This is a genomic window from Marinifilum sp. RC60d5, from assembly GCF_052400665.1.
Lineage (GTDB): Bacteria > Bacteroidota > Bacteroidia > Bacteroidales > Marinifilaceae > JBQTGK01.
This window is the reverse complement of the sequence record NZ_JBQTGK010000006.1, coordinates 84,316-101,873: the sequence shown is the minus strand read 5'-3', so window position 1 is coordinate 101,873 and position 17,558 is coordinate 84,316. Positions and strand designations below refer to the sequence as shown.

The 17,558-nt window shown below is 34.1% G+C and carries 19 protein-coding genes; 14 read left to right on the top strand and 5 right to left on the bottom strand.

Going from position 1 to position 17,558, the window contains the following annotated elements; translation table 11 throughout:
• Positions 1-5: 5 nt before the first annotated feature.
• The gene (locus ACT3CE_RS14055) at positions 6-656 is read right to left on the bottom strand and encodes a CoA transferase subunit A (protein WP_444710400.1); all 651 of its coding nucleotides are present in this window, start codon (positions 654-656) and stop codon (positions 6-8) included.
• A gap of 467 nt (positions 657-1,123) precedes the next feature.
• On the bottom strand, positions 1,124-1,804 hold the full coding sequence (locus ACT3CE_RS14050) for a zinc metallopeptidase (RefSeq protein WP_444710399.1): 681 nt from the start codon (positions 1,802-1,804) through the stop codon (positions 1,124-1,126).
• 292 nt (positions 1,805-2,096) lie between these two features.
• Between ACT3CE_RS14050 and ACT3CE_RS14045 the strand changes: the two genes are divergently transcribed.
• The 4 genes from ACT3CE_RS14045 (at position 2,097) to ACT3CE_RS14030 (ending at position 4,357) form a co-directional block, all read left to right on the top strand.
• A complete protein-coding gene (locus ACT3CE_RS14045) occupies positions 2,097-3,269 on the top strand; it encodes a 1-acyl-sn-glycerol-3-phosphate acyltransferase (protein WP_444710398.1) in 1,173 nt (390 codons plus the stop codon).
• Between the two features lie 103 nt (positions 3,270-3,372).
• Positions 3,373-3,594, top strand: coding sequence for a hypothetical protein (locus tag ACT3CE_RS14040; protein WP_444710397.1), 222 nt, complete (start codon positions 3,373-3,375; stop codon positions 3,592-3,594).
• A gap of 169 nt (positions 3,595-3,763) precedes the next feature.
• Positions 3,764-3,958 (top strand): hypothetical protein, encoded by a 195-nt coding sequence (locus tag ACT3CE_RS14035; protein WP_444710396.1) that lies wholly within the window; start codon positions 3,764-3,766, stop codon positions 3,956-3,958.
• Positions 3,959-4,090: 132 nt separating this feature from the next.
• Positions 4,091-4,357 (top strand): hypothetical protein, encoded by a 267-nt coding sequence (locus ACT3CE_RS14030; protein WP_444710395.1) that lies wholly within the window; start codon positions 4,091-4,093, stop codon positions 4,355-4,357.
• Positions 4,358-4,475: 118 nt separating this feature from the next.
• On the opposite strand, the gene aspS is transcribed toward ACT3CE_RS14030, so the two are convergent.
• Positions 4,476-6,233 (bottom strand): aspartate--tRNA ligase, encoded by a 1,758-nt coding sequence (aspS, locus tag ACT3CE_RS14025; RefSeq protein ID WP_444710394.1) that lies wholly within the window; start codon positions 6,231-6,233, stop codon positions 4,476-4,478.
• A 329-nt stretch (positions 6,234-6,562) separates the two neighbouring features.
• Between aspS and ACT3CE_RS14020 the strand changes: the two genes are divergently transcribed.
• Both ACT3CE_RS14020 and deoD read left to right on the top strand, forming a co-directional pair.
• A complete protein-coding gene (locus ACT3CE_RS14020) occupies positions 6,563-7,030 on the top strand; it encodes a nucleoside deaminase (RefSeq protein ID WP_444710393.1) in 468 nt (155 codons plus the stop codon).
• Between the two features lie 262 nt (positions 7,031-7,292).
• Positions 7,293-8,009: a purine-nucleoside phosphorylase gene (deoD, locus tag ACT3CE_RS14015; RefSeq protein ID WP_444710392.1), complete on the top strand. Its 717-nt coding sequence runs from the start codon at positions 7,293-7,295 to the stop codon at positions 8,007-8,009.
• Between the two features lie 138 nt (positions 8,010-8,147).
• On the opposite strand, the gene aroA is transcribed toward deoD, so the two are convergent.
• Positions 8,148-9,374, bottom strand: a complete 1,227-nt coding sequence (aroA, locus tag ACT3CE_RS14010; protein WP_444710391.1) for a 3-phosphoshikimate 1-carboxyvinyltransferase — start codon at positions 9,372-9,374, stop codon at positions 8,148-8,150.
• Between the two features lie 103 nt (positions 9,375-9,477).
• The gene (locus ACT3CE_RS14005; protein ID WP_444710390.1) at positions 9,478-10,008 is read right to left on the bottom strand and encodes an adenine phosphoribosyltransferase; all 531 of its coding nucleotides are present in this window, start codon (positions 10,006-10,008) and stop codon (positions 9,478-9,480) included.
• Positions 10,009-10,320: 312 nt separating this feature from the next.
• Between ACT3CE_RS14005 and ACT3CE_RS14000 the strand changes: the two genes are divergently transcribed.
• The 8 genes from ACT3CE_RS14000 (at position 10,321) to ACT3CE_RS13965 (ending at position 17,521) form a co-directional block, all read left to right on the top strand.
• Entirely contained in the window at positions 10,321-10,788 is a 468-nt protein-coding gene (locus ACT3CE_RS14000; protein ID WP_444710389.1) for a hypothetical protein, read from the top strand.
• A gap of 57 nt (positions 10,789-10,845) precedes the next feature.
• On the top strand, positions 10,846-11,436 hold the full coding sequence (locus ACT3CE_RS13995) for an outer membrane beta-barrel protein (protein WP_444710388.1): 591 nt from the start codon (positions 10,846-10,848) through the stop codon (positions 11,434-11,436).
• A gap of 46 nt (positions 11,437-11,482) precedes the next feature.
• Positions 11,483-12,586 (top strand): DNA-processing protein DprA, encoded by a 1,104-nt coding sequence (gene dprA, locus ACT3CE_RS13990; RefSeq protein ID WP_444710387.1) that lies wholly within the window; start codon positions 11,483-11,485, stop codon positions 12,584-12,586.
• A gap of 205 nt (positions 12,587-12,791) precedes the next feature.
• Complete coding sequence (gene gdhA / locus ACT3CE_RS13985) at positions 12,792-14,126, top strand: NADP-specific glutamate dehydrogenase (RefSeq protein WP_444710386.1); 1,335 nt, start codon at positions 12,792-12,794, stop codon at positions 14,124-14,126.
• Between the two features lie 101 nt (positions 14,127-14,227).
• Positions 14,228-14,995: a TatD family hydrolase gene (locus tag ACT3CE_RS13980; RefSeq protein WP_444710385.1), complete on the top strand. Its 768-nt coding sequence runs from the start codon at positions 14,228-14,230 to the stop codon at positions 14,993-14,995.
• Between the two features lie 11 nt (positions 14,996-15,006).
• On the top strand, positions 15,007-16,041 hold the full coding sequence (locus ACT3CE_RS13975) for an asparaginase (RefSeq protein WP_444710384.1): 1,035 nt from the start codon (positions 15,007-15,009) through the stop codon (positions 16,039-16,041).
• A 250-nt stretch (positions 16,042-16,291) separates the two neighbouring features.
• On the top strand, positions 16,292-17,062 hold the full coding sequence (locus tag ACT3CE_RS13970) for a MotA/TolQ/ExbB proton channel family protein (protein WP_444710383.1): 771 nt from the start codon (positions 16,292-16,294) through the stop codon (positions 17,060-17,062).
• Positions 17,063-17,521: a hypothetical protein gene (locus ACT3CE_RS13965; protein ID WP_444710382.1), complete on the top strand. Its 459-nt coding sequence runs from the start codon at positions 17,063-17,065 to the stop codon at positions 17,519-17,521.
• Positions 17,522-17,558 lie beyond the last annotated feature (37 nt).

Here is a 17,558-nt window from a genome sequence, read left to right as displayed (position 1 = left end):
ATATGTTAGTTGTTGTTTACTATAAAATCCACAAAAATTGAAGGAGTTTTAATTTCCTCTGGTCTTAGAGACCCCACTTCAACTATTTCTTTTACTTCAGCAATTACCAGGTCGGCAGCAGTTGCCATTAATGGATTAAAATTTTGAGAAGTCCCTTTATAAAGAAGATTCCCCAGAGAATCACTAATACTAGCACCTATAATCGCAACATCTGCACGCAAAGGCTTCTCTAACAAATATTCCTTCCCATCAACAGTAATAATCTCTTTTCCTTCGGCAACCATAGTACCCAAACCTGTTGGTGTTAAAACACCACCCAAACCAGCACCACCCGAACGTACGCGCTCTGCCAAAGTACCCTGCGGACTAAATTCAACATGAATTTCTCTACTATTCATTTGCTCGATTGTAGCAGGATTAGTTCCAATATGAGAGGTAATTACTTTTTGAACCTGCTTATTAGCAATCAATTTACCAAGACCTTTATCTGCAAAAGCAGTATCATTACAAATAATAGTTAAATTCTTAACATTCGATAAAACGATCTGATCGATCATATTATTTGCAGTTCCTACCGATAAAAAGCCTCCAATCATGATGGTCATTCCATCTTCTAATTTTGCAACAGCTTCGCTAATTGAGATTATCTTGTTCATTGAAATATTTTTTTACAAATTTCCACTAATCCTTCTGATTACTACGATATCAGAATATTTATACTTATATTTTGAACAAAGATAATTGAATTATCAAATCATGAAAACGTTTGCAGTCTTTCGTATTAAGACTGTTTCTAAATGGAAAATCTTAAATAGGATTATTCCGTAAAATCATTCTAAATAGCTTTAGAAAATCATATTTTAGTGTTAAAAAACAAACATTTATTGTTGTATATTTAACACATATCGTATTTTTTACACTTATATCAATAAATAATACATGCTATACAACATGTATTTTACATCAAAATAAATTCATGTTATAAAACAGGAATTATGAAAACTAGACAAAACAGTATCATTCTTTTTAGAATTAATTTAAAATATTGGCGAGAGGAAAGCGTATAAAAAAATAGATTTTCCCCGAAAGCAAAATCTATTCTATAAGCAATTTTAGTATTGTACTAATCTCTTCGTCCCATATATATCATTACGTAATACAATAAAGTAGCAAGAGAAGATAAAGCAACAATTACATAAGTATAAGCTGCCCAACGCAATGCATCGCCAGCACTTTTTTGGGATTCATAAGTTGTAATTCCTGTTGTTTTTAACCAGCGCAAAGCTCTGTTACTTGCATCGATTTCTACTGGCAAGGTTATTAAACTAAATAGCGTTGTTGCAGCAAACATCACAATACCTACCAATAATAGCTGAGGAAAAGAATTTACCATTAAGATACCTGCCAACAATATCCATTGCACCCATTTTGAACTAAAGCTAACCACAGGAACAAGGGTCGATCGCATTTGCAACCAAGTATATTCCTGAGCGTGCTGAATGGCATGACCTGTTTCATGCGCGGCAACTGCAGCAGCAGACACATTACGACCATGGTACACTTCCTGACTCAAATTAATAGTTTTCTCGGATGGATTGTAATGATCTGACAACTGTCCACCAACCGATCCAATTCTAACCCCAGTTATTCCATGTTCTCTTAACATTCTTTCGGCAACCTCCCTGCCACTCTCACCATTTGCAGTTGGTATTTGTGAATATCTTTTAAATCTCGACTTTAACTGACTACTCACCCACCAACTTAATGCCGTAAAAGCAATAAATATAATCCAAATTCCTATCATACATCTAGCATATTTAATTCTTACTAAGTCTAAATAATTTATAAAAGTACCGTCAAAATGTTTGCCAAGCTTAAATAATACCTTTTTGGATGTCGATTTGTCAGAAAATAAGGCCCTCCTCATTTCAATTGTAGTACAAATGTCCAATATACAAGCAGAATAACGCATGATAAGCCTTTGAATTTAAGACAGATTAACATAGTGCTAAGGCAAAAAGTAAAGCCTTTTAAGTAGACTTTCAATATAATTTGCTTATTTTTGCCTCACCTAAAAAAACTAATTCAACCAAATAATGATCACCGAATCAGATTTTGATGACATAAGACCATATAACGATTCAGAAGTAACTGAAGTTATAGAACGTCTGCTTAACGAAGAAGAATTTATTCGCTTTGCTCAAAAATTATTCCCTAGTTTTACTAAGGAAATAATTGAGAAAACACTAAGCCAAGTGAGCAGTATTAAAGAGTTCCAGGGTAATTTTATTATTCGTTTGGCTCAACATATTATTGATAAAACCACAAAAGGAATTACAATAGAAGGGCTAGATAATCTCGACCCTAAACAAAGTTATTTATTTATATCTGATCATCGAGATATTATTCTGGATTCTGCATTGCTAAATGTAATGCTTCATTTTAATGGATTTGAGACAACAGAAATAGCTATTGGCAGCAATTTGTTAATTCAACCATGGATTGCCGATTTGGTAAAATTAAATAAAAGCTTTGTTGTAAACAGAAACACTACTGTTCGTCAAATGCTTACAAAATCGAAACAACTTTCCTGTTATATCAACCATGCACTTAACGAGAAAAAGTCGTCTATATGGATTGCTCAGCGTGAAGGAAGAACCAAAGATGGTGATGACAGAACACAACAAAGCCTTTTAAAAATGCTACAGATGAGTAGCGACAAAGAATTTGCATCTCACTTTAGAAATTTGAGAATTGTACCTGTTGCTATTTCTTATGAATATGAACCCTGCGATGGCATGAAAACGTTAGAGGTTTATTTAAAAGAAACAGAAAGCGGATACTCTAAAACTGCAAAAGATGATTTACGTAGCATGTTTTACGGATTGATTAACGATAAAGGTCGTGTTCACTTCCATATTGGAAAGCCAGTATCTGAAATGCTAGATGTTATTGAAAATTTTGACGAAGACAAAGATAAATATAAAGCCCTAGCCGAAATTATTGATTATAGAATTCATAAAAACTATAATCTGTGGCCAGATAATTATATTGCTTACGACATTGTACATAAAAGCAATGATTTTTCAGATAAATATTCGCTGGAAGAAAAGGAATTATTCTTAAAACATATGGAAAAGAAACTTGCCACAATTGAAGACAAAGGTGGCGATAGAACAAGGTTAAATCAGATTTTTCTAGATATTTATTCCAATCCCGTTAAAAATAGATTAGAATTAACTAGACCGGATTTTATACCCGAATCATAATTTCAAAGGCTTTCAGTAAGAAAGCCTTTTTTATTGAAATCAAACAAAATTTTTTATTGATCCGATTTTTTAATAATTTCAATCAACAAAAAAATACATACCGATGAAACTAATAAAGTTCCTACTAATTATGTCTACCTTTTTAATAATGGTAGCTGCCATATTCAATCTTTTAGGTGCAAGTGCCGAAAATCCGGATAGAACTGGCGTATACATCGAATTGGTTGTAATGTTTATTCTTACCCTTTCCATGGTACTACTAAACAATGTAGAGAAAAAAATGAAAAAACTGGAAAGTAACCAAGAACAAGAAGAGGAGCTATAAGCTCCTTTTTTTATGTCCTGAATCTGAAAAAAAAAGAATTGTAATTATTAAAAAAAAACAAATTATCCTAAATGATAAATAATGTTAAGGCTTGTTAATATTCTTACTATTAAAAAAAGAATTAAGTAAATTCGTAAAACAAGCTTCATCATAAATAAAATAAAAACTCATGCTTGAACAAACAAAAATAGTTTTGTCTAATGTTAGTTTTGACTTAGGCCTATTCAAAAAAGAATTGATTAAAGCAATTAAATGGCTGCAACCATCAGAAATTCTTGACTTGAAAAATTGGTGCTCCAATAACTTCTCAGGACAATACGACCAACTCGTATCTGAGGTAATGCAGGCACAACTATCTAATTAAGTATTTAAATTATTTTTATATAGAGAGAATCGCTAAAGTGATTCTCTTTTTTCATGCCCTTTTAAATCCGAATCTTAGCTATATTTCTTTCAAAAAATAAGCTTAACTTTGCAATTGAAAAACACATAGAAAATGATAAAATTTAAGCGACATATTAAAGTAGATGAACAGGTTTTTGAAACCTGGTTCGGTATGGAAATAAAAAAGAAAGGAAATAGACCCAGTGTTAGCATTTTTTACTACACCAATGACCCCAACGACGAACTTAGCGTTCACCAATTAATTAAAGGGAACTTTGCAAGTAAGGATGAAGCTGTTCGTTTCGGCACTAAATATATGCGAAGCATGTATAAGGACATGATTAAAAGAGAAAAATCGGTTCCTGCTGAAGAAAAGTAGCAACACAATTCCACAATAGTGAGAATAAAAAACTTTAATCCTTTCTTAAGATGTAATGCACAAAGAAGAGGGTGTCCAAAACAAAGGACACCCTCTTAATATTTACTTTAATAGGTATTTACTTAGAGTTTTTTCTATAGTCAAGACCTAATTCAATCATTTGTTCTTCGGCAATTGTAGATGGTGAATCAATCATCACATCGCGACCCGAATTATTTTTAGGAAATGCAATTACATCACGAATTGATTCGATTCCTGCAAATAATGAAGCTAAACGGTCGAATCCAAAAGCAATTCCTCCGTGTGGAGGTGCACCATACTGGAATGCATCCATTAAGAAACCAAACTGAGCTTGTGCTTCCTCATCGGTAAATCCAAGATGTTTGAACATTTGTGCCTGAAGATCGGTATCGTGAATACGAATAGAACCACCTCCAATTTCAACACCATTAATAACCAAATCGTAGGCGTTAGCACGAACTTTTCCCGGATCTGTATCCAGCATGTGAAAATCTTCTTGCTTAGGTGAAGTAAATGGGTGGTGCATTGCATGAAAACGTTCTGAATCCTCATCCCACTCCAAAAGAGGAAAATTAACTACCCAAAGAGGAGAAAATTTATTGTTATCGCGCAAGCCCAACTGAGACCCCATCTCTAAACGTAATTCGCTTAGTTGTGGTAAAGTTTTAGCTTTTTCACCAACTAATACTAAGATCAAATCGCCTGGTTTCGCACTACAAGCTTCTGCCCATTTCTGCAGTTGCTCAGCTCCGTAAAATTTATCAACTGATGATTTAAATGAACCATCTTCATTATATTTAACGTAAACCAAACCTTTAGCACCAACCTGTGGTTTTTTCACAAAATCAGTTAATCTGTCTAATTGCTTACGAGTATAGTTTGCACATCCGGTAGCACAAATTGCTCCGATATATTCTGCTTCATCAAAAACTTTGAAATCATTTCCCTTGGCAATTACGCTAAGATCAACAAATTTCATATCAAAACGAATGTCAGGCTTATCATTACCATAAAATTCCATGGCATCAGCATATTCCATTCTTGGGAAACTATAGTCAATATCTACATTCTTCAATTTCTTGAATAAATGTTTTGTTAGTCCTTCAAATGTGTCTAAAATATCATCTTGCTCAACAAAAGACATTTCGCAATCAATCTGAGTAAACTCAGGCTGACGATCGGCACGTAAATCTTCATCGCGGAAACATTTTACAATTTGATAGTAACGGTCGAAACCAGAAATCATCAACAATTGCTTAAACACTTGTGGTGACTGAGGCAATGCATAAAACTCACCTGCATTCATTCTCGATGGGACAATAAAATCTCGAGCTCCTTCTGGAGTAGATTTTATTAAAACAGGAGTTTCTGTTTCGATAAAATTTAATTGATCCAAATAATTACGAACCTCGATACCCATTTTATGACGCAAAACTAGATTTTCACGAACACAAGAACGACGCAAATCAAGGTAACGATATTTCATTCTCAACTCATCACCACCATCAGTATTATCTTCAATGGTAAAAGGAGGCAAAACCGATTTGCTTAAAACTTCCAACTTCTCGGCAATAATTTCAACTTCTCCCGTTGGGATTTTATTATTTTTACTTTGTCTCTCGGCAACTTTTCCTGTAATAGCAACAACGAACTCACGACCAAGTTTTCGGGCCAATTCGCAAAGCTCTGCATTGTTTTCCATATCGAAAACAAACTGGGTAATTCCGTAACGATCTCGAAGATCGACGAAAGTCATTCCACCTAAATCGCGTGCTTTTTGCACCCAACCGCTTAGTGTTACCGTATTGTTTACATTCTCAATTCTTAATTCTCCACAAGTATGAGTTCTGTACATTTTTTACCAAATTAATAATTTAACAAGCTATCTATCAATCAGTTAGCTTTCTTATCCTCTAAAAAACCACATATCACTGCAAGGAATAAATTTTCGGTTTTTAAAACAAAAAGCCTTAATCATTCACCATCAGTCTTATTGCAGGTTTTCTTAACTTTGCGAAAATACTAACAATTTGTGAAACAGAATAACGTTTCTTTAACAGATTTATAAAAAAGATATTACACTTAATAGTATTTGATAAATCACATTAAATTGAGACTGTAATTTGATTAAATCAGATATCTTTCGAAATAAATTATAGACTTTTATTTTTAACACAACTTTAAATGGACCAAAACACAAATATATCACCTTTCTCCGACGAATATTTTATGAAACAAGCCATGCAGGAAGCACACAAAGCTTTCGAAGCAGATGAAATTCCTGTAGGCGCAATTATTGTATGCAATAATAGAATAATTGCACGTGCTCACAACCTTACCGAACGATTAAATGATGTTACAGCACATGCCGAAATGCAGGCAATTACTGCTGCTGCCAATTATCTAGGTGGAAAATACCTTATCGATTGTACTTTGTACGTAACACTTGAGCCTTGCAACATGTGCGCAGGAGCCCTGGCTTGGTCGCAAATATCAAAAATCGTTTATGGCGCAAGCGATGAGAAAAGAGGATACAGTCGCCTCACTCCCAACCCACTTCACCCCAGAACAGAAGTTGTTACGGGGATTATGGAAGATGAAAGTACCGACTTAATTCGTAGTTTTTTCGCTAAAAAAAGAAAATTACGTTAACTCATACCATTCAATTCCCCAATAAATGCAAAATTGCAAATTTTAACACCTCTTGTTTTGTTCTTAAATAAAATTATTACTTTTGTTGTGACTTATTCAGAAATTCAATCAGAATAGTGGATAATAAAGTCAACTACCATCCAACCAATTTTACCATCCAATCTCTTTTTATAGAAAGCGAGCAAAGCGTAATGCTTTTAACAGGTATTGCATACGCATAAATATGTTATCTTTATTTGTAAATAACTAAATTAAATATATCATGAGCGCACACAACGAAGCTAAAATGGGCGATATTGCCGAAACCATTCTATTGCCAGGAGATCCTTTAAGAGCAAAATATATTGCAGACAATTTTCTTGAAGATGTAGTATGTTACAATAAGGTAAGAAACATGCTTGGTTTTACAGGTACTTACAAAGGAAAAAGAATTTCGGTTCAAGGTACAGGAATGGGAGTTCCTTCCATTTCAATTTACACTCATGAATTAATTACTCAATATGGCGTAAAAAATCTAATTCGTATTGGAACTTGTGGTTCTTTTAACGATGATGTACACGTACGCGACGTAATTTTAGCAATGACTTCATGTACCGATTCCGGCATTAACAAAAATCTTTTTAGAGGTATGGATTATGCTCCATGTGCTAATTTTGGCTTATTAACTGATGCTCACAAAGCCGCTGAAGAACAAGGTGTAAACATTAAAGTGGGAAGTACTTTAACTTCTGATATCTTTTACCATGATCTTGACAATAATCCTGAACCATTTAAAATTTGGGCCGACTATGGAGTTTTAGCTGTAGAAATGGAAGCAACTGCACTATATACAATTGCAGCAAGAAATAAAGCAAAAGCATTAGCTATTCTTACAGTTAGCGATCATATTTTAACAGGAGAAGCAACTAGCGCAGAAGAGCGACAAACGACTCTTCATACCATGATTAAAATTGGTTTAGAGACTGCTATTAAGCAATAAGCTTAAAATATTACACATTATTATAAAGAGGAACTTTTCGAGGTTCCTCTTTTTTTTTGTAAAAAATATCAAAGGGTAACTAACTTACAAAATGTAAATAATTACCCTTTGATTTACTACAGAATATCTTTATCAGAATTATTTTACTTCAACAGTAAAGCCCAATTCTTTTAGTTGCGCCCAAAAATTTGGGTATGATTTATTAACTACATCAGGAGTGTCGATTACAACATTAGCCCTAAGCATAGCCACAGGAGCAAATGCCAATGCCATTCTATGATCATGATAGGTATCAATCACCACATTTTCATCTTCTTGTTTTCGTTCCCCATTCCAGGCCAATTCTCCCTGCGCCGGCTCACTTAATACATACCCCAACTTCGCTAGCTCGGTAATTAATGCAAAAATCCTATCGGTTTCTTTAATTTTAAGAGTCTCTAATCCTGTAAAGTGGAATGGAATATTTTTTAAACAAGCACAAACTGCGAAAGTCTGAGCTAAATCGGGCATCTGATTAAAATCAAATTTCAATTTTTTACAATCTGTTGAAACTTTCTCGATAAACATACCACGTTTGGAAAGCTGAGTTTTCACACCCAATTTTTCGAAAACCGGAACCAATCCCGAATCTCCCTGAAAACTATGTTTTTTCAATCCATCCAAATACAATTTTCCTTCTTCGGCCAAAGCCATAAAAGACCACCAGTACGAGGCTCCCGACCAATCTCCCTCTACGGTATAAGGAATGCATTTATAGGCTTGATTTGCCACAAATATTTCCTGTCCTTTAAATTCCGATTTTACCCCAAACTCTTCCATTATTTTCAGAGTCATTTCTATATAGGAACGCGAAACAATTTTTCCTTTCAATTTTATTGTCAGGCCATTTTCTAAAGTAGGTGCTATTAAGAGCAATGCTGATATATATTGCGAACTCGTATCGCCTTGTAATTCTACCTCTTTACCTGTAATATTCGAACCAAAAATTCTAAGCGGAGGATATCCATCCTTCTCTAAATATGAAATTTGTGCCCCAATAGAATTTAAAGCATCAACCAAAACACCAATGGGTCTTTCTTTCATTCGATGCGAACCAGTTAATGTCCACTCTCCAACAATTTTAGAAAGATAAGCAGTTAAAAATCGCATTGTGGTTCCAGCATGCCCAACATCAAAAGTATTGGTATTCGAAAAAAGAATATTCTGCATCGCTTTCGAGTCATCACAATCCGATAAATTCTTAATTGGCTCAAAACTATTGCTTAATGCATTAATTATTTGTACTCTATTCGAAATACTTTTCGAAGAAGGCAATACAACTCTTCCTTCAATAACTTTACCAGATTTAGAAATAGAATATTTCATCTAACTTAAATTTTACAAGAATGAAAAACAGGAATAGCACAAAACAGGTTATCAAAAAACCATAATTGGTATTGATAACCCGATTAAACAGTTCATACTTTAATTAAAAGTGAAACAAAGAATCAACATCATACTTAGTCGCCAGTTTATCACGACCGTTCAGAAAGTCTAATTCCACTAAAAAATTTAAGTATACATTCTTAACAGCAAAACGATCCAACAAATTAATTGTTGCTTTTGCCGTACCACCTGTTGCTAACAAATCGTCGTGTAACAAAACCACATCTTCTCTATCTAAAGCATCCTGATGAATAAAAATTTCATCTTCTCCGTATTCTAAAGAATATTTCTCAGAATAAGTAGGTGCAGGTAACTTTCCTGGCTTACGAACCGGAACAAATCCTGCTCCCAATTTATAGGCCAAAACAGTTCCTAAAATAAAGCCACGGCTTTCTAAACCAACTACCTTAGTAATTCCTTTGTCTTTATATTGATCGTAAAGAGAATCAACTAAAGTTGCAAGATGTTTCTCATCTTTCAACATCGTAGTGATATCCTTAAATACAATTCCCTCTTTGGGAAAATCAATAACATCTCTTATCGAATTTTTTGCTTCCTGAAGTCTTGCTTCCATCTAATTTTCTTTTTCTGAGAGACTAAATTCCTAAACCTTCAAACTTGTTAATAAAACACAACAAGCCGGAAGAAGTGGAACGTTCACCCCCTCATCACTAATTATTCAAAAATATTTACTTGATCTAAGTGTGGGATAATTCCGGGTAAAAATAGGAAAGTCAAAACAAATAACAATTATTAATTGTGAAAATATCAAACTCTTTTTACTGACAACTCAATTATTTATGCGAATCGACAAGCTCAAATAAAATAATCGTTGTTCAACTCTAGATTAGTTTTTACCTTTGATCAAACAAAATATTCAAATATCATGACAATTAACAATCAAAACAAAGCTGCCTGGATTAAGTTTGCTTATTACTTGTTTACATTTCTTTACCTAGCAGCAATTGTTCTATTTTTATATTTAGATATCGATAATCAATACATTGTTATTGGGTTAATGAGTGCAGTATTTGTAGCTGCCATTATTATTTCGTTAAGCCTAAGCCTTAATTATATTATTTATAAGGTATCTGATAACAAAATTATTCTCAGATATTACCCCCTTCATCCTTTTCACGAAAACTTCAAATCGATCGAAATTCCTAAAAGCAGTTTTGCTTATTTCGAAATCAATTCAAAAATTATGGGACTTAAACCCGAACTTATTCTATTTCAGCAAACAAAAAATGGAATTGCAAAATATCCTCCTATCTGCTTATCGGCCTTAGCAAAAAAAGATGTTAAAAAAATAACAAATTCACTACAACATCTTAGCACAATAAAAAAGCATTAATTAAGGAGTTATACATAAGGTATAAACCTTATCCAATTACACACTAATATCTACAATATGAAATTAAGAACTCTTGCTCTAGTACTATTATCAGTACTGTCTTTTTCTTCTCTTGCACAAACGAAAAATTTAAAACTAAACATAGGTATTCCCTTAGGAAAGTACGGTAAATTCGACCACAATTTTTCAGGTTCAGATGTTACTAACAATCCGTCCTTATTAATACAGTTAGAAAAAGAATGGCAAGATAACTTTAGCATAGGTGCATATATTGGATACACAGGACAGAAGCATGAATACAACTTTGGTCAAAACGAAGCAAAATACAATTACTACCGAATAGGTGCATCCTTAACTTATGAACTAAACGAAAGCTTGGCACAAATGAATATTTCACCGGGAGCTGACATACAAATCTACACAAGTATAAAAACAGGACTTTCTCTTGAAAATAAAAAATTTGAATCCTTACAAGCCAATTCGAGTTTAAACCCAGTATACTCAAGTAAAAATAAAAACAATCTGCTTCTAGATCTGGGAATTATCTTAGGATCAAGATATTATTTTACAAATCAGTTTGGAATATTTTCGGAACTTGGCTGGGCTAATGCAGGATTTTTTACCATCGGAACTACGTTTACTTTATAGATATTTTGTAAATTCATTTCCAGACCTTATTTACCATTTATAATGTATGGAAACAATTTATAAAGTTGCCCTTAGTTTTATTACAGGCTTAGGTCCTGTTAATATTAAAAAAGTTATAGCCTACACTGGTGGCCTGGAAGGATTCTTTAAAGAAAATAAGAATAATTTGTTAAAAATTCCAGGCATCGGAAAAGTTGTAACAGATAAACTCGATCGACAATCGGCATTAATACAGGCCGAAGAAGAATTAAAATTCATTGTAGATAACAACATTAACATTTGCTCCTATTTAGATGACAATTATCCGCAAAGACTATTAAACTGCTTCGATTCTCCTTGCACCTTATACTATAAAGGGAATGCCGATTTTAACACTACACGCAATATTAGTATTGTAGGAACACGAAATGCTACCGAAAACGGACGCGAATTGTGTAATCAGCTTATTGCAGATTTGTCTCACAAGAAAATTAAAACTACAATCACCAGCGGCCTTGCTTATGGAATCGACATTTGCGCGCACAAAGCCGCACTTAAAAACACACTTCCAACCATAGCCGTGATCGGACATGGATTTCATCAAATGTATCCAGCCCAACACAAGCAACATGCTGCAGATATAATACACCGCGGAGCATTAATCAGTGAGTTTACATCTAAAAGCAAGTTCGATCCCAAACATTTTGTACGACGAAACAGAATAATTGCAGGAATGTCGGACGCTACAATAGTTATCGAGTCGGCTATTAAAGGCGGATCACTTGTAACAGCCAATATTGCCAACTCATATAATCGCGATGTATTTGCATTTCCAGGACGAGTAGGCGATAAATTCTCCATGGGCTGCAATCATCTAATCAAAACAAATCAGGCAAATTTAATCGAAAGCATAAAAGATTTGGAATATATTTTAGGATGGAAAGACGGTAGCGAAAAAATAAAAGAAATACAAACAAAGCTATTTGTTGAATTATCAACAGAAGAAGAGAAAATTGTTAATTATTTAAAAAAGGAAGGAAAAACCCCAATCGATCTACTTTGCATTGGAACTTCTTTTCCCATGAGTAAGGTTTCATCTCTACTCTTAAAATTAGAATTTGATGGCATTGTTAGGTCACATCCGGGCAAAATTTACTCCCTAAATTCATAAATTTTACCATTTTTTATCGATTCATGTTGTAGAGCAGATCTAAAGCCAATTCAAACCACTAATTATTAATGCTTTACAAATAACGAAAACGTTGTAAAAAAAATCGACTTTTAATTTGTGATTATGAAAATTTGCCTACATTTGAAATCAAGAACTAATAATAAAAACACAACAAACAAATTTAATTTCATAACATAGTTTGGATATGGAAGCAAAGATTAATGAATTCATGGATGGCCTTAAGGCCAAGACTCCGGGTGAAGCAGAATTCCATCAGGCAGTACAAGAAGTAGTAGAAACAATTTGGGAAACCTATGATGCAAATCCTAAATATAAGGCTGCTAAAATTCTTGATAAAATGTGTGAACCAGAACGTACAATTATGTTCCGAGTTCCATGGATCAACGATAACGGAGAAGTTGAAATCAACCGTGGATACCGAGTTGAATTCAATAGTGCTATCGGACCATATAAAGGTGGACTACGTTTTCACCCATCGGTAACATTAAGTGCATTGAAATTTTTAGGTTTCGAGCAAACGTTCAAAAACTCTTTAACTACACTTCCAATGGGTGGTGGTAAAGGAGGTTCTGACTTTAATGCAAAAGGAAGATCTGACAATGAAATTATGCGTTTTTGCCAAAGCTTTATGACTGAGCTTTGCAAGCACATAGGTCCTAACACCGATGTTCCTGCTGGAGACATAGGAGTAGGTGGTCGTGAAATTGGATACCTTTTTGGACAGTATAAAAGAATCCGCAACGAATTTACAGGTGTATTAACTGGTAAAGGACTTGAATTTGGTGGTTCATTAATTCGTCCTGAAGCTACTGGTTTTGGTTCTGTTTATTTCGCTCAACACATGTTAGCTGAACTTAACGAAACTTTAAAAGGCAAAACTGTTGCTCTTTCTGGTTTTGGTAACGTAACCTGGGGTGCTGCTCTTAAACTTGTAGAACTAGGTGCTAAAGTAGTTACAGTTTCTGGTCCTGACGGATACATTTACGACAAAGAAGGTTTAAATGCTGAAAAGATCGATTACTTATTGGATCTTCGTGCTTCGAACAATGATGTTGTTGCTCCTTATGCAGAGAAATTCGGTGCTGAATTCTTCGCAGGTAAGAAACCTTGGGAATGTAAAGTTGATATCGCTTTCCCATGTGCTATTCAAAATGAGCTTAACCTTGATGACGCTAAGCAATTAGTTAAAAATGGATGTAAATTTGTAGTAGAAACCTCAAATATGGGTTGTACTGCTGAAGCTTGTACTTATTTAATCGAGCATGCTTCATTTGCTCCTGGAAAAGCTGCTAATGCTGGTGGTGTTGCAGTGTCAGGGTTGGAAATGTCTCAAAATTCAATGCGTTACAACTGGTCGGCTGAAGAAGTTGATGAGAAATTGGGTCGTATCATGAAAGATATTCACCATACATGTGTACGTTTTGGTAAAGAAAACGGAAAAATCAACTACGTAAAAGGTGCGAATGTTGGTGGATTTGTAAAAGTTGCCGAAGCTATGCTAGCTCAAGGTTGCGTATAAGAAAATACAATCACGCCTAAATATAAAAAGCCGGCAAATGCCGGCTTTTTTTGTCAATCTTTTTTCCTTTCTCTAAGTTTGTGATTTAAAATTAAATCTACATGAAACTAATCGATACACATTCACATATTTACGCCAAGGAATTTACTGATGATATTAACGATGTCGTAAAAAGATCCCAAAAAGCAGGAATAGAAAAAATTCTATTGCCAAATATCGACTCTGAATCAATATCGGCAATGCATAAATTAGTAACCTCTTTTCCAGGCTACTGCATTCCTATGATGGGCTTACACCCAAGCTCGGTTAAAGAAAACTATAAAGAAGAACTTGCGATATGCAAAAAATGGCTTGAAACAGAAAAATACTGTGCCATTGGTGAAATTGGCATCGATTTATATTGGGATAAAACATACATAAAAGAACAACAGATAACATTCGAAACACAAATTAACTGGGCTTTAGAAAGCAACTTACCAATTGTGATTCATGCCAGAGAATCATTTAATGAGATTTTTGAAGTCCTTGAAAAATATCAGAACTCAAACCTGAAAGGTGTATTCCATAGTTTTACGGGCAATCTGCAACAAGCAGAAAAAGCAATTGAACTTGGATTCCTATTGGGGATAAACGGCATTGTAACATTTAAAAATTCGGGTTTGGATAAAACCGTAAGTCAAATTTCTTTAGATAAACTATTACTGGAGACCGATGCACCTTATCTGGCCCCTGTTCCTAAACGAGGCAAAAGGAACGAAAGTTCATTTATTCTGCACACAGCAAACAAAATTGCAGATATTTTTCAGGTAGATTTATCTGAAGTAGCCGAAAAGACAGGTAGAAATGCAGAAAAATTATTCAAACTGTAACTCTCTCTAAAATGACAACTCCTAAAACTTCAATTCTACTAATATACACTGGTGGAACCATTGGAATGGTAAACGATCCTTCAACAGGCTCGTTAATACCTTTTGATTTTGACCACATCATAAAACAGGTTCCTGAATTAAGAGAATTTGGATATGAACTAAATTCTATTGCTTTTACTCCTCTTATTGACTCATCGAACTTAAATCCTTCTGTTTGGATAAAAATAGCAGAGCTCATAAAACAAAACTATGAGAAATATGATGGTTTTGTGGTATTACATGGAACCGATACAATGTCTTTTTCGGCATCCGCATTAAGCTTTATGCTCGATAACCTTCAAAAACCTGTAATATTTACCGGCTCACAGTTACCAATTGGTACCTTAAGAACCGACGGTAAAGAAAACCTAATTACTGCAATAGAGATTGCTGCAGCATATAAAAATGGGCAGGCAATGGTACCCGAAGTATGCATAGTATTCGAGAACCAATTACTAAGAGGCAACAGAACAACCAAACACAATGCAGAACACTTTAACGCTTTCTATTCCTATAACTATCCTGACCTGGCAAAAATAGGAATCAATATCAATTACAATTATTCCGCAATCCATTATCCTAGTCATACCCGTGAACTTGAAATTACGACCAAAATTGACACTAATATTGCTATTTTAAAGATATTTCCTGGAATCACAGAACAAGTAGTAAATTCAATATTAAATATTCCAGATTTAAAAGGAGTAGTAATGGAAAGTTATGGAGCCGGAAATGCCCCGACAGACAAATGGTTTATTAATTCAATAAAAAAGGCAATTAATAAGGGTATTATTATATACAACATTACTCAGTGTGCAGCAGGTAGTGTTAAAATGGGGCTCTATGAAACAAGTATAGAGCTACTTAAAGCAGGAGTTATAAGCGGACGAGACATTACAACAGAGGCTGCAATAACAAAACTAATGTTTATACTCGGGAAGCAGCTGAATAACGAACAAATCAAATTGCTTTTAAATAAATCTCTAAAGGGAGAATTAAGCCAATAGAATATTTGTTTTTCACATTTTTTTTGTAATTTGGTGCACTGTTTAGAAAGCTCTATATTACATAAAACACTTCCAGCAAGAACTCAAAAGGCAGATAAATAAAGACTTTTTAAATAATAATAAGCAGACAACTAAGAAATTAGTTGTTTATAAGGTCGCAATCGTTTAATTTTGTAAAAAATAATTTCGTTAATTAAAATTTGAAAAACAGACTATGAAAAAGTTATTTGCATTTATAGCAGTTATTGGGATGCTAACTTTAGGAGCATCATCTTATGCAGTTGCTCAGGATGAGACTACGACTGATACTACTCAAGTTGCTGAAGAAGCTACTCAAGAAGTTGAAGAAGCTACTCCTGTAATGGAAGAAGAAGTTGTTGAAAGCACTTCATTCCATAAAATTGTTAAAAAGCAGTTCATCCAGGGTGGTGCTATGTTTATGAGCTTTGTATTATTAGCTCTTATTTTAGGTTTAGCTCTTTCTATCGAAAGAATTATTTACCTTAACATGTCAACAACTAACACTAAAAAGTTATTTGCAAATCTTGAAGATGCATTGAACAATGGTGGTGTTGAAGCAGCTAAAGAAGTTTGTAGAAACACTCGCGGTCCTATCGCAAGCATTTTCTATCAAGGTCTTGACCGTGTTGATGAAGGAATCGAAGTTGTAGAAAAATCAGTTGTTTCTTACGGATCTGTTCAAATGGGTCTTTTAGAAAAAGGTCTTTCTTGGATTTCTTTAATGATTGGTTTGGCTCCTATGTTAGGATTTATGGGTACTGTAATTGGTATGATTGGAGCATTTGACTCTATTCAATCTATGGGTACTATTTCTCCAGCAGCTGTAGCAGGTGGTATTAAAGTAGCATTGATTACAACTGTATCTGGTTTGATCGTAGCAATGATCCTACAGGTATTCTTTAACTATTGTACTGCTAAAATCGATAGCATTGTAAACAACATGGAAGACGCATCAATCACTCTTCTTGATATCCTTGTAAAACACAACTTGAAAAAATAATTGAAGACTATGTCAAATACATTGAGTAAATATTTAAATATTCTTACCTATGTAATGATTGGTCTTACAGCTGTTTTTGTGATCATGTTTTACCTAGGTGGAGAAATTCCAAACCAAGCATACACTACGCCTGTTTATAGCGATCTTTTGATCCGTTGGGCGACAATTTTGTTTTTCGCAACAGCTGCATTAGCAATCATTTTTCCAATTATTCAATTGATTGTTAACCCTAAGGGTGCAATTAAAGGTCTAATGGGATTGGTAGGACTTGGATTGATTATCCTTGTATCATACGGTATGTCTGATGCAACATTGTTAAACTTACCTGGTTATGCAGGAGCTGACAATAACCCTGACACTCTACAATTTGCAGATACAGTATTGTACACCATGTATATTTTAGGTGTTGGTGCTATTGTAGCAATTGTAGGTACTGAGATTATTAGAAGATTACGTTAAGAATATGATCCGAATTTAAGGATTCGGATCGCAATAC

What these genes read in the sequence shown, in the direction of transcription:
- ACT3CE_RS13975 (WP_444710384.1), top strand. Translation starts at nt 15,007, where the DNA reads ATGACAACTCCTAAAACTTCAATTCTACTAATATACACTGGTGGAACC.
- deoD (WP_444710392.1), top strand. Translation starts at nt 7,293, where the DNA reads ATGAGCGCACACAACGAAGCTAAAATGGGCGATATTGCCGAAACCATT.
- dprA (WP_444710387.1), top strand. Translation starts at nt 11,483, where the DNA reads ATGGAAACAATTTATAAAGTTGCCCTTAGTTTTATTACAGGCTTAGGT.
- ACT3CE_RS14050 (WP_444710399.1), bottom strand. Translation starts at nt 1,804, where the DNA reads ATGATAGGAATTTGGATTATATTTATTGCTTTTACGGCATTAAGTTGG.
- ACT3CE_RS14055 (WP_444710400.1), bottom strand. Translation starts at nt 656, where the DNA reads ATGAACAAGATAATCTCAATTAGCGAAGCTGTTGCAAAATTAGAAGAT.
- ACT3CE_RS14040 (WP_444710397.1), top strand. Translation starts at nt 3,373, where the DNA reads ATGAAACTAATAAAGTTCCTACTAATTATGTCTACCTTTTTAATAATG.
- ACT3CE_RS13980 (WP_444710385.1), top strand. Translation starts at nt 14,228, where the DNA reads ATGAAACTAATCGATACACATTCACATATTTACGCCAAGGAATTTACT.
- aspS (WP_444710394.1), bottom strand. Translation starts at nt 6,233, where the DNA reads ATGTACAGAACTCATACTTGTGGAGAATTAAGAATTGAGAATGTAAAC.
- ACT3CE_RS13970 (WP_444710383.1), top strand. Translation starts at nt 16,292, where the DNA reads ATGCTAACTTTAGGAGCATCATCTTATGCAGTTGCTCAGGATGAGACT.
- ACT3CE_RS14020 (WP_444710393.1), top strand. Translation starts at nt 6,563, where the DNA reads ATGGACCAAAACACAAATATATCACCTTTCTCCGACGAATATTTTATG.
- ACT3CE_RS14035 (WP_444710396.1), top strand. Translation starts at nt 3,764, where the DNA reads ATGCTTGAACAAACAAAAATAGTTTTGTCTAATGTTAGTTTTGACTTA.
- ACT3CE_RS14005 (WP_444710390.1), bottom strand. Translation starts at nt 10,008, where the DNA reads ATGGAAGCAAGACTTCAGGAAGCAAAAAATTCGATAAGAGATGTTATT.
- gdhA (WP_444710386.1), top strand. Translation starts at nt 12,792, where the DNA reads ATGGAAGCAAAGATTAATGAATTCATGGATGGCCTTAAGGCCAAGACT.
- aroA (WP_444710391.1), bottom strand. Translation starts at nt 9,374, where the DNA reads ATGAAATATTCTATTTCTAAATCTGGTAAAGTTATTGAAGGAAGAGTT.
- ACT3CE_RS14000 (WP_444710389.1), top strand. Translation starts at nt 10,321, where the DNA reads ATGACAATTAACAATCAAAACAAAGCTGCCTGGATTAAGTTTGCTTAT.
- ACT3CE_RS13995 (WP_444710388.1), top strand. Translation starts at nt 10,846, where the DNA reads ATGAAATTAAGAACTCTTGCTCTAGTACTATTATCAGTACTGTCTTTT.
- ACT3CE_RS14045 (WP_444710398.1), top strand. Translation starts at nt 2,097, where the DNA reads ATGATCACCGAATCAGATTTTGATGACATAAGACCATATAACGATTCA.
- ACT3CE_RS14030 (WP_444710395.1), top strand. Translation starts at nt 4,091, where the DNA reads ATGATAAAATTTAAGCGACATATTAAAGTAGATGAACAGGTTTTTGAA.